This window comes from Candidatus Palauibacter australiensis, from assembly GCA_026705295.1.
Classification (GTDB): Bacteria; Gemmatimonadota; Gemmatimonadetes; order Palauibacterales; family Palauibacteraceae; genus Palauibacter; species Palauibacter australiensis.
Genome location: JAPPBA010000163.1, coordinates 1 through 11,246 on the forward strand (window position 1 = coordinate 1; position 11,246 = coordinate 11,246).

The window sequence follows — 11,246 nt, forward strand, 5'->3', positions numbered from 1 at the left end:
GATCTTGTTGTTCGGATTGAGTGACAGGAACTCGGGGCTGAATTGATCGTTGGTCGAAAAATTGACCCTGTGCACCTCGTACGGAAGCTCAATCTCTTCGAGCATGATTGAAGCCTTGAGACCGTTCGGGGTTGGAAGCGAATAGAGCTGAATTCGGTCCGGATGGAGGGGCGGCCATTTCTTGGTGATCGGAAAATCGAAAATCTTCATGGTTTGGTCCTGGGTGCCTGGAATCTGTCGGGCCGGTCAGACCGGGTAGCTTCAGCGACCTATCACGTTGGCCCGATATGTTCAGGCGTCTGTAGTTTCGCAGCCACGATACGAGGGCGTGGACGCGGGCGGGGCAAGCCTCGAGGTCCTCGACGGGGACGACGTGCTGCGCACGATGCAGGTGGGCGGCGATGCGGGGGTGAACGAGGTGCTGTGGGATTTCCGGGTGGATCCGGCCTTCGACGCGGAGGGCGGTGGGGGAGGCTTCTCACGGGGGCCCCCGCCGGGCGCGGGACCGCGCGTACTGCCGGGCACGTACACGGTGCGCCTCACGGTCGCGGGCGAGAGCCAGACGACGGACGTCGGCGTGCGGCTCGACCCGCGGCGCGAGGCCAGCCGGGCGGCCCTGGTGTCGCGGCAGGATGCGATGCTGCGGGCCCATGCGCTGGCGGGCCCGGCGCGTGACGCGCGCGAGAGGATCGGCGCCATGAACGACCGCCTGGCCGAGATCCGGGCGCTGGTGGACGACGCCGAGATGGAGGATGCCGACCGCGAGCGGATCGAGACCATCGCGGAGGCGATCTCCGGCCAGCTCGAGGAGATCGGCGACGACCTCGGCGACGTCGCCGGCGGCGCCGGGATCGGACAGATGGAGGGGTGGTCCGGCGAGCCCACGGCGGATCAGATGTACCGGATCGGCCTGGCGTGGGAGGCGCTGCCGGAGGTCGCGGAGCGCATCAACGCGCTGCTGGCCAGGCGCATGCCGCGGCTGGAGGCGCTGCTGGGTGACCTGGGCGTGATGCCGGATCTGGGCGACCCGATCCGCATCCCGCCGCGCCGCTGAAGCGTGGCAGTCCGTGGCGGCGGGTCGTGGACGGGCAGCCCGCCGCCGCGCCGCGCATGAGGCTTCGCAGCGGCAGGCGCTCCGCGCCGTGAGCGAACGCGCGCCACTGCCGGCCGCGGCGAGCATCGCCGTCATCGGGGCCGGGATCGTCGGCAACTGCCTCGTCGAGCACCTCGCGCAGCGGGGCTGGGACGACCTCGTCCTCATCGACAAGGGCCCGCTTCCGAACCCCGGCGGCTCCACCGGCCACGCGTCGAACTTCATCTTTCCCACGGACCACAGCCGCGAGGTCGCGATGCTGACGCTGGAGAGCCAGCGGCAGTACGAGGCGCTCGGGGTGCAGACGACGTGCGGCGGCGTCGAGGTTGCCCGCACGGAGGCCCGGATGGAGGAACTGCGCCGCCGCATGACCTCGGCGCGCGCGTGGGGCATCGACGCCGAGCTCCTTCCCCCCGATGAGGTGGCCGACCGGATCCCGTTCGTGAACCCGGACGTGATCCTGGGCGGCTTCTGGATGTCGTCCGTGTCCGTGGTCGACTCTGTGCGGGCCGGCACGCTGATGCGGGAGCGGGCCCTGTCGCGGGGCGCGCTCACGGTCCTGGACAGGACGGAGGTCACGGGACTCGAACTCGAATCCTGGCCGTCCGGACGTCCCCGCCTGCGGGCGGTCGTCACCTCGCGGGGCCCGATCGAGGTCGAGCACGCGGTCATCGCCTGCGGCGTGTGGAGCCCCCGCATCGCGGAGCTGGCCGGCGCCTCGATTCCGCTCACGCCGGCGGTCCACCAGATGGCGGACCTCGGCCCGGTCGACTTCCTCCTCGCCACCGGAAACGAGATCGGCCACCCCATCGTGCGCGACATGGACGCCTTCATGTACGAGCGCCAGAAATTCGGTGCGATGGAGGTCGGATCCTACGCGCACCGCCCCATCCTCGTGCGCCCGGAGGACATACCCGAACTCGAGGCGTGCGAACGCTCCCCCACGGAGCTGCCGTTCACGGGAGCTGACTTCGCGCTCCAGCTCGCGCAGGCGCGGGAGATCATGGGAGAACTGCTCGAGGGCGCGGCGATCGGATACGCGATCAATGGCCTCCTCTCGCTTACGCCGGACGCGCATCCGGTGCTGGGGGAGACGGCCGAGGTGGCCAACCTGTGGTCCGCGGCGGCGGTCTGGATCAAGGAGGGTCCCGGGGCGGCGCAGCTCCTCGCGGAGTGGATCACGCACGGCCACCCCCGCCTGTGCGACCCTCACGAATCCGACGTCACCCGCTTCCAGCCGCACGAGCGCGCCCGCGGGCATGTGCGGGCCCGCGCCCGGGAACACTTTAACAAGACGTACGGCATCGTCCACCCGCGCGAGCAGTGGGAATCTCGTCGCGACGCGCACCGCTCGGCGCTCCACGCCCGCACCGAGACTCTCGGGGCCGTTTACTACGAGGCCCGCGGCTGGGAACGTCCGCAGTGGTACGCGTCGAACGCCGACCTGGTCGAGCGCTACGGCGTCGCCGACCGGCCGCACGAATGGGATCGTCGCTGGTGGTCTCCCATCATCGAGGCGGAGCACCTGCACCTGCGCGAGAAGGTCGGCGTCGTCGACCTGGGGGCGTTTCAGATTTTCGATGTGACGGGCCCCGCGGCGCTCGCGTACCTGGAGGGAATGGCGGCCAACGCGTGCGACCGGCCGCCCGGGACGTCCATCTACACGCCGCTGCTGACGCCGGACGGCGGCTTCAGGGCCGACCTCACGATCCAGCGGCTGGAGGCGGACCGTTTCCGCGTCGTGACCGGCGCCTTCGACGGGGCGCGGGACGCCGCCTGGTTCCGCAAGCACCTGCCGGACGAGGGCTCCGTCCGCTTCGAGGATCGGTCGGCGGAGATCTCCGCGCTCGGCGTCTGGGGGCCCGCGGCCGAGCCGCTCCTGGGGAAGATCTCCGGGGCGAACCTCTCGCAGGCCGCGTTCCCGTACGCCTCCGTGCGCGACATCGCGCTGGCCGGGATTCGGGTCACCATGTGCCGAATCTCGTATGTCGGAGAGAGCGGGTGGGAGATCTACGTGGAGGCCGGGCTCGCGACGCGAGTGTGGGACGCCGTGCGGGAGGCGGGCCGGGCGCTCGGCGTCCGGCCGGTGGGCGCCGGAGTCTACGGCACGACGGGCCGCATGGAGAAGGGCTACGCCCTCATGGGGGCCGAACTCACGTCGGAGTACTCGCCGGTGGAGGCGGGCCTCGCGCGGCCGCGCGTGAAACGGGCCGACTTCATCGGCCGGGCCGCCTACCTGAAGGCCCGGGAGGCGGGGCCCGCGGCGACGCTCCGCACGCTCACCGTGGACGACCACGCCGACGCTTCCGGCCTCGCCCGCTTCCCCACCGGAGGCAACGAGCCGCTGCTGGGGCCGGGCGGAGAGCGCATCGTCGACGCCCGCGGAAGGGAATCCCGCGTCACGTCGGCGGGGATGGGCCCCTCCGTGGGGAAGTACCTCCTCATGGCATACCTCCCGCCGGCACTCGCCGCCCCCGGCACGCGGCTCCAGGTCCTCTACATGAACGAACCCTTCCCGGTCACCGTGGCGACCGGCGCCGCGCTCTTCGACCCCACCGGGGCCCGCATGAGATCGTGATCCGGGCCAGCCACGGCGCGCCCCGCTCCGGGAGTCGCGCTACATGGCCGTATCGCGGCCCCGTGCGAGGGCCACCTCGCGCGTGCTCGGGTTCGCGGAGGGCCTGAACGGGACCTCGCACACGCGGGCGTCGTCGGGCTTGCCCGGCTCGCTCGCGTACTCGTCCGGGAGCCACACGGCGAGTTTCGTGCCGATGGCGGAGTCGGCGGGCGGGACGTACCCGAGCGCGATGTTGCTTCCCAACTCGGGGGCGTGCCACGGAGACGTGAGATACCCCACCGGGTCGCCGCCGTCCGCGCGCGACACGTGCCAGAAATCGGGCGCGTAGTCGTCGATCGGCCGGCCGCCGAGCTTCATCCCAACCATCACGAGCGCGAACGGAGAGCGTCCGGCCTCGATCTCGGCCCGCTGGCGCTCCAGCGCGGCCCGCCCGATGTAGTCGCCCGCTTTCTCGCGCGGCACCTGGTAGGCGAGGTTGCACTGGAACGGGCTCGTCTCGTGGTCGATGTCCTGTCCCCACGACAGGATCCCCGCCTGGATGCGGCGCTGATGCCCGGGGGCCGTGACCATCAGGTCGTGCGCCTCCCCGGCCTCCAGCACGGCTCGCCACAGCGTCTCCGCGTGCAGTGTCGCGTCCCGAAGATAGATCTCGTACCCCTTCTCCCCCGAAAATCCGGTCTGCGAGACCACGACGGAACAGCCGGCGATCTCCGCCTCCATGAGCCCGTAGTAGGGAATGTCCCGTACGGCATCGCCCACGAGGTCGACCATGAGATCGAGCGACCTCGGTCCCTGGACCTGCAGCGGGCAGACGTCGATCTCGTCGATCTCCACCCGCATCCCGAGCCCGACGTTCACTCCCTGGAGCCAGAACAGAAGGTCGGAGTCGGCGAGCGAGAACCAGAACTCGTCCCGGGCGAGCCGCAGCAGCACCGGGTCGTTCAGGATGCCGCCGCGCTCGTCACAGAGGATGACGTACCGCGCGCGCATCGGCTCGATCCGGGTCGCGTCGCGCGTGATCACGTAGTCGGCGAACGCTTCCGCGTCGGGCCCCTGGACGCGGATTTGCCGCTCCACGGCGACGTTCCACAGCGTGACCCGGTGGGTGAGCGCCTCGTGCTCCACGGCCGCGCCGCCGTCCTCGGGCCGCACGTAGCCGCGAGGGTGGTAAACGCGGTTGTAGGTGGTGGCCCGCCAGCAGCCCGCCTCGTGCGACAGGTGCCAGTACGGCGACTTCCGGACCCGCGTCGAGATGAGCAGTTCGACCGGCGTTCGCCCGCTCTGCCGCAGGTTGATGGGAACGATCCGGTCCGACTGGTCCACGCTCGCGGGCTGTCCCGCTCCCGTTCTCGCCATCGAACATCCTCTCGTCTGAAGTGCCGGAGGCCGGGTTGCTCGCAGGTAACCGCCTTCGCTAACGGTAGATGTCGCCGCGGTGCCCGACCTTCAGGATGATGATGATCAGGGTCTTCGTGCCGACGCTGTAGAGAATCCGCCAAGATCCCACGCGCACGCGGTAGACATCCTCGTAGCCCGCGAGCTTCCTGGTTCCCCGGGGATACGGGTCATGCGCCAGGCTCGACATCCTGCGCGCCACCCGCTCCCGATCCGCCCGGGGAAGCTTACGAAGCTGCTTCTCCGCCGTTCGCGAGATCTCGATCTCATAGCGGGCCATCGATGCCGAGTTCTCTGAGGACATCCGCCAACGGGCGGGTAGGTTCGTGCCTGATCTTCTTCAGATCCTCGATGTCCTCGAGCTCTTCCAGGCGATCGAGTAGCGCTTCCTGCACGAAGTGATTCATGGCGACGCCCCGCGGCCTGCAGTATCCCTCCACCGCGTGCTTCACGGCGGCATCCACCCGGACGTTGATCTGTACCTTTTCCATGATGCCTCTCGTTCGATCGCGACAAGAACAGATGGGCCATGATAGCAAATGCTATCATGCGGTACAAGCGCGATCCGCGGACCGATGGCCTCAAGTGGTACCTATCGGCTCTTCCACTCCTGCAGCAGGTCGGCATCGCGGTCGAGGTTGAGCTGGAGTTGCGCGCGGCGTTCCTCGGATTCGCCCAGGAACCAGTCGAGCGTCTCGCGCGCGGTGACCGCGAGGGGGCGGAAGCGCAGCCCGGCCTCGACGCCCCGCTGTGAGCGGACCTGTGCCAGCCCGCGCGTCGGGCCGCGATGCGAGTACCAGAGGGGGAAGCGCGCGGGCGGCTCGCGGTTCCGGAGGAAATCCTCCTCCACCCACGTGAACGACACGGCGGTCGTGACGGTCGCGCGGATCCCGTACAGGAACTCGTCCATGCGCGTCCTGCCGAGCGTCGGGCCCGCCACGTTGAAGATCCCGCCCGTGTCCTCCTCCAGCAGGTGCATGCAGAACTCGGCCAGGTCGCGCACGTCGATGAACTGGACCGGGTTGTCCATGTCGCCCGGCGCGATCACCTCGCCTCCGCGATGGATCCGGACGGGCCAGTACGTGAAGCGGTCGGTGGGATCCCCCGGGCCCGCGACGACGTGCAGACGGGTGACCGTGCCCCGGTCGCCGTAGATCTCCTGCACCGCCTCCTCGCACATCACCTTCAGCTCCCCGTAGTAGCGTCCCACGTCCTCGCTCTCGGGGTCCGTCACCTCGAGCAGCCGGGCGTCTTCCGGCAGTTCGTCCTGATCGAAGTCGTACACGGAGCCGGTGGAAGTGAACAGGTACCGGCCGACGGTGTCGCGCAGGAGGTTGGCCGAGTCGCGCACGAGGCGGGGGACGTAACCGCTGTTGTCGATGACGTAGTCCCACTCCTTCCCCCGCAGCGCGTCGAGCGCCCCGTCGCGGTCTCCGATGAGGGTCTCGACGCCGGGAAAGAGCCCGGGGTTCGAGCGGCCGCGGTTGAAGAGGGTGACCTCGTGTCCCCGTGCGAGGGCGTGGCGGACCATGTGTGGGCCGATGAAGCCGGTGCCGCCCAGGATGAGCAGCCGCCCGGCCCGGGCGGCGCGCTCGGCGGAGGCGCCCGCGGGACCTGGCGAGGGTCGCGCCTCAAGGGTGCTTGCCGCAGCCCCGGCGGCGGGGAGCGTCGCCGCCCCCGCCGCCACGAGCGAGGTCCCCGCGAACTCACGTCGCGTCATCGCCATCGACGTCCTCCTGTTTCCGGTGGTCGGGCTCTCAGGATCGCATCTCGCGCAGCGCCTCGCCAAGGAGGGCGATATCCGCCTCGAACGACTCCGGAGCGAGGGGGCCGAAGGAGAAGCGGAAGAAGCTTGCCAGCGGCGAGTCCTCCTCGAGGCGCTCCATGTCGCAATCGGTGCCCTTGAGGATCGCGGCCCCGCGCGTGAAGAGACGCTCGTTCAGCCGCTGGGCGGTCCAGCCGTTCGGGAGTCGGCACCAGTGGTAGAAGCCGCCGTCGCCCGAGAAGAGGTCGAGGCCGAGATCCTCGAAGGCGCGGCCGTAGCGCTCGCGCTGCATGGCGTAGAAGGCGGGGACAGCCGTGCGGACGTGGAGCATGCGCTCGGGGTCCAGGAGTTCGACCGCGTAGCACTGCGACGGGTGGGACACGCCGCCCATCCCGAACGAGGAGAAGTTCCCGAGCACTTCGATGTGCCGCTTCGCCGCCACGGCCCATCCGATGCGGATGCCGGGCGCCTGCAGGCCCTTCGTGGCGGCGCCGACGACGAACAGATTGCCGCGCTCAATGTCGTCGACGTGCGCGAGGGCGCTCACGGGCTCGTCGTGGAGAAGCTCGTAGGCCTCGTCGACGAGGAGCCCGAGGCCGTCCTGCGCGCTGGCCGCCACGAGCGCCGCGAGTTCCTCCCCGGTTCGCGTCACGCCGGTCGGGTTGCACGGATTGCTCAGCAGCATCAGGGTGCGCCCCCCTCGCGGGGCCGTATAGGCCGAGACCGGGGGCCGGAACCCGTTGTCCACGCCGCTGTGGATGAGGTGATAGGGGCGTCGCAGCCCCTCGAGGACGTCGTAGTACGGGGTGTATTCCGTGGACGCGAGACGGACCTCGATATCGGGTTCGAGGAAGAGGAGGAGCGCCATGATCGCAGGACGCCCGCCCGCGAACACCATCACGTTCTCCGCCGTGATCTCGACGCCGTACGACTGCCGGTAGTAGGCCGCGATCGCCTCCCTCAGCGCCGGAAGCCCCCATGCCTTGGGGTATTTTCGGTCGTCGGAGGTCACCGTCACGGTCGACGGAAGCGCCGGGCCGTCCGGCAGGGCGACCGTCCGCGGGAACCCCTGGCTCCACGGGTTCGTGCCGGGCTCGCCCATGTAGGTGCCGAACGCCCCCAGAAAGGCGTAGAGGGTCTCGTAGATCCCCATCGGGGGCACGTATCGCAGGTACAAGCCGGTCGCTCCTTCCGGTTAGGCAGCCCGTGGCAGGCCTCAGGGTTTGCCGGGCGCGGTCAGGGGATGGTCAGGGGGCCGGCGATGCCTCCACGGTGAGCGTCATGAGCATCCCGCGGCTGTCGTGGCCGGCCACGTCGCACACGACGGTGTAGCTCCCGGGAGCGAGGTCGAGTTCGACGAGACGAACCTCGCCGGTGTTCACATCCGCCTCCGTCTCCCAGAGCACCTCCCCGCTCGCGGGGTCCACGAGCTTCAGGTTGTGCATCTCGAAGCCCTGGTTGCTGAGGCGGAGCACCGTGGGGCCCGCCGGCAACCGCGACGGCATGCCGATCGCGTACTCGAGTAGCGCCACGTCGACCGCGTCGGCCGCGTATACGGCCGAAAGGTCCGGCTCCGAGGTGGCGGTCGCTTCCAGTCCGGCGGCCGCACTGGCCGGGCTGGACCCCGCGTTCGCCGCTCCCCTTTCTCCGCCGCAGCTCAACGAAAGCAGCGCGGCGGCGATGGGCATGCCGCGACGACACGCGGCCGGCGGCGCGATCCGCCGCGCGGTCGTCGGGCTCAGCCGGGGCGGCCGCAGCACTTCTTGTATTTCCGGCCGCTGCCGCAAGGACACGGCTCGTTCCGCCCCGGGGTCTTCGTGGCGGTCGCCGGAGCGTCCGTCCGGCGGGGCCGCTGGCCGGCGCGGAGGGCCGCGCGGGCCGCGGTGTCATCGGGGGCCAGTTCCTGCACCGCGGCGGAGGCCGCGACGCCGGTGGCCGAGAACGCCGGCGCAGCCGCGGGAGCCTCGGCCGGCGTGCCGTCCGGCACAGGCGCCGCTCCCCGGCCCGGGGCCGTGCCGCCCGCCGCGCCGGCGCCCGGCTCCACCGGGCCGCTCATGCCCGTAATCTGCGGCGCCCTCGGCCGGATCGGCGGCCGCCGCTCGACGCGCACGCGGAAGAAGCGATTCGCCACCGCCTTCCGGATGTCCGTGATCAGGCTCACGAACATCTCGTACGCCTCCTTCTTGTACTCGACGAGCGGATCCTTCTGTCCCCACGACCGAAACTGGATCGAGGAACGCAGGTGGTCGAGGTCGTAGAGGTGGTCCTTCCACTTCTCGTCCAGCACCGACAGCACGACGAAGCGCAGTACCTGCTCCCAGTCTTCGCCGAAACTCTCGAGCTTGGCGCGGAACTGCTCGTGGGCGCTCTCGATCACCGCATCGTACAACTCGCCGGTCCCCGCCCAGTTGTCGGCGCTCGCCTCCTTCTCCGCCTCTGACGCCTCCCCGCGCTCCGCACCGACCCGGGGCAGGAACTCGTTGTGCAGGAAGTACTCGATCAGGAGGTGCTCACGCAGTCCCGGGAGGTTCCACTGGTCGTGCGAGCTCTCCTCCGGTACGTAGGCGTCCATCTCCTCGCGGAGCGCCTCCCCGACCATCTCCCACGTCTCGCCCTTCAGGTCTTCCCCGCCCTCGAGCGCATACAGGCGCAGGTCGTAGACGACCTCGCGCTGCTGGTTCATCACGTCGTCGTAGTCCAGCAGCCGCTTGCGGGCGTCGAAGTTCTGGGTCTCGACCCGCTTCTGCGCGCGCTCGACGGACTTCGTGATCCAGGGGTGGCTGATGACCTCCCCCTCCTGCACGCCCAGGCGATCCATGATCTTCGCCACGCGCTCGTGCATGAAGAGCCGCATGAGGTCGTCTTCAAGCGAGAGGAAGAAGAGGCTCGCCCCGGGATCCCCCTGGCGTCCGGAGCGACCGCGAAGCTGGCGGTCGATGCGGCGCGACTGGTGGCGCTCCGTCCCGAGGATCTGGAGTCCGCAGGGCGGCTCCTCCTCGCACCCCCGCTCCTTGATCTCGGCTCGCGACAGATCCGGCTCCTCGCCGGTGTGGCCGAACGCCGGGGTGTCGGAGCGGATCCCGCACACGTCGCACTGGACGCACGGGGAGGCGAGTTTGATGTCGGTGCCGCGCCCGGCCATGTTCGTCGCGATCGTGATCGCGCCCGGCTGGCCCGCGTTGCGCACGATCTCCGCCTCCCGGGCGTGCTGCTTGGCGTTCAGCACCTCGTGGGCGAGACCCCGCCGCTTCAGCATGCGGGCGATGACCTCCGACACCTCCACGCTCGTCGTCCCGACGAGGATCGGAAGGCCCTCGCCGTTGATGCGTTCGATCTCGTCGATCAGCGCGGCGTATTTTTCCTTCTTCGTCTGGAAGATCACGTCGTCGTGATCCAGTCGCCGCACCGGCCGGTTCGTCGGGATGACGACGACCTCGAGGCCGTAGATGGCGTGGAACTCGCCCTCCTCCGTCTCGGCGGTACCGGTCATCCCGGCCGCCTTGTCGTACATCCGGAAGTAGTTCTGAATGGTGATCGTGGCGAGCGTCTGCGTCTCGCCGCGCACCTTGACCTTCTCCTTCGCCTCGACCGCCTGGTGGAGCCCATCCGACCAGCGCCGCCCGTGCATCTTGCGGCCGGTGTGCTCGTCGACGATCAGGACATCACCGTTCTCCACCACGTACTCCACGTCCTTCTCATACAGGGAGTACGCCTTCACGAGCTGGTGGATGACGTGGATCTTCTCGGACTTCTCCGCGTATTCGCGTTCGAGCCGTTCGATCTCGCCGCGCTTCTCGTCGGTGGTCAGCGAATCATCGTCCTCGACGTGCTGGACATCCTCCGAGATGTCCGGGACGACGAACGTCTCCGGGTCGTCGGGCGAGAGCACGTCGAGACCCTGCTCGGAGATCTGGATCGTCTGCCCCTTCTCGTCCATCGAAAAGAGGAGCATCTCGTCGATCTCCGGAAGCCGCTTCTCCCGCATGAGGTCGGCTTCGGCGCGCTGAATGAGCTGCTTCACGCCGGAGCGCGTCTTCAGCTTGAGCAGACGCTTGTTCTTCGGCGCGCCGCGTTGCGCGGCGAGCAGCTTGAGACCTGCGTCCCGGCGCTGTTCCGTGTCTTCGTCGGCCTCGGTCTCGTCGAGCAGCTTCGTGCCCTCGGCCACGAGGCGGTTGACGATCCGCGTCTGCTTGCGGGCGATCGCGGCCACCTGGGCGTTGTGCTTTTGATACACGTCGCGTTCGTCGCGACCCGCGGGCCCGGAGATGATGAGGGGGGTGCGGGCCTCGTCGATGAGCACCGAGTCGACCTCGTCGATGATCGCGTACGCATGTCCGCGCTGTACGCGATGCCGGAGTTCGATCACCATGTTGTCGCGCAGGTAGTCGAACCCGAATTCGTTGTTCGTCCCGTAG

At 69.3% G+C, this 11,246-nt stretch carries 10 protein-coding genes and 1 pseudogene; 2 read left to right on the plus strand and 9 right to left on the minus strand.

Features of this window, described 5'->3' with window-relative positions; all coding sequences use genetic code 11:
• Positions 1-210: glutathione S-transferase (locus OXN85_13575; GenBank protein MCY3600991.1), on the minus strand; the 210-nt coding region annotated here is incomplete at its 3' end.
• Between the two features lie 118 nt (positions 211-328).
• Between OXN85_13575 and OXN85_13580 the strand changes: the two genes are divergently transcribed.
• On the plus strand, positions 329-1,054 hold the full coding sequence (locus tag OXN85_13580) for a hypothetical protein (protein MCY3600992.1): 726 nt from the start codon (positions 329-331) through the stop codon (positions 1,052-1,054).
• An 88-nt stretch (positions 1,055-1,142) separates the two neighbouring features.
• Complete coding sequence (locus tag OXN85_13585) at positions 1,143-3,671, plus strand: FAD-dependent oxidoreductase (protein MCY3600993.1); 2,529 nt, start codon at positions 1,143-1,145, stop codon at positions 3,669-3,671.
• A gap of 39 nt (positions 3,672-3,710) precedes the next feature.
• On the opposite strand, the gene OXN85_13590 is transcribed toward OXN85_13585, so the two are convergent.
• From OXN85_13590 to secA, 8 genes and pseudogenes are all read right to left on the minus strand, one after another.
• Positions 3,711-5,027 carry an aminomethyl transferase family protein gene (locus OXN85_13590; GenBank protein MCY3600994.1) on the minus strand — a complete coding sequence of 439 codons (1,317 nt, stop codon included), beginning with the start codon at positions 5,025-5,027 and terminating at the stop codon, positions 3,711-3,713.
• Between the two features lie 58 nt (positions 5,028-5,085).
• Positions 5,086-5,346 (minus strand): type II toxin-antitoxin system RelE/ParE family toxin, encoded by a 261-nt coding sequence (locus OXN85_13595; protein ID MCY3600995.1) that lies wholly within the window; start codon positions 5,344-5,346, stop codon positions 5,086-5,088.
• The gene (locus tag OXN85_13600) at positions 5,333-5,557 is read right to left on the minus strand and encodes a hypothetical protein (protein ID MCY3600996.1); all 225 of its coding nucleotides are present in this window, start codon (positions 5,555-5,557) and stop codon (positions 5,333-5,335) included. Before OXN85_13600 ends, OXN85_13595 begins: the two co-directional genes overlap by 14 nt.
• Positions 5,558-5,658: 101 nt before the next feature.
• The gene (locus OXN85_13605) at positions 5,659-6,792 is read right to left on the minus strand and encodes an SDR family oxidoreductase (GenBank protein ID MCY3600997.1); all 1,134 of its coding nucleotides are present in this window, start codon (positions 6,790-6,792) and stop codon (positions 5,659-5,661) included.
• Positions 6,793-6,823: 31 nt separating this feature from the next.
• Positions 6,824-8,008, minus strand: coding sequence for a pyridoxal phosphate-dependent aminotransferase (locus OXN85_13610; protein MCY3600998.1), 1,185 nt, complete (start codon positions 8,006-8,008; stop codon positions 6,824-6,826).
• Between the two features lie 70 nt (positions 8,009-8,078).
• Entirely contained in the window at positions 8,079-8,591 is a 513-nt protein-coding gene (locus OXN85_13615; GenBank protein MCY3600999.1) for a hypothetical protein, read from the minus strand.
• Complete coding sequence (locus tag OXN85_13620) at positions 8,570-9,649, minus strand: SEC-C metal-binding domain-containing protein (protein MCY3601000.1); 1,080 nt, start codon at positions 9,647-9,649, stop codon at positions 8,570-8,572. The genes OXN85_13615 and OXN85_13620 overlap by 22 nt, the downstream gene beginning before the upstream one ends.
• A gap of 294 nt (positions 9,650-9,943) precedes the next feature.
• Positions 9,944-11,246, minus strand: a pseudogene (gene secA / locus OXN85_13625) (preprotein translocase subunit SecA).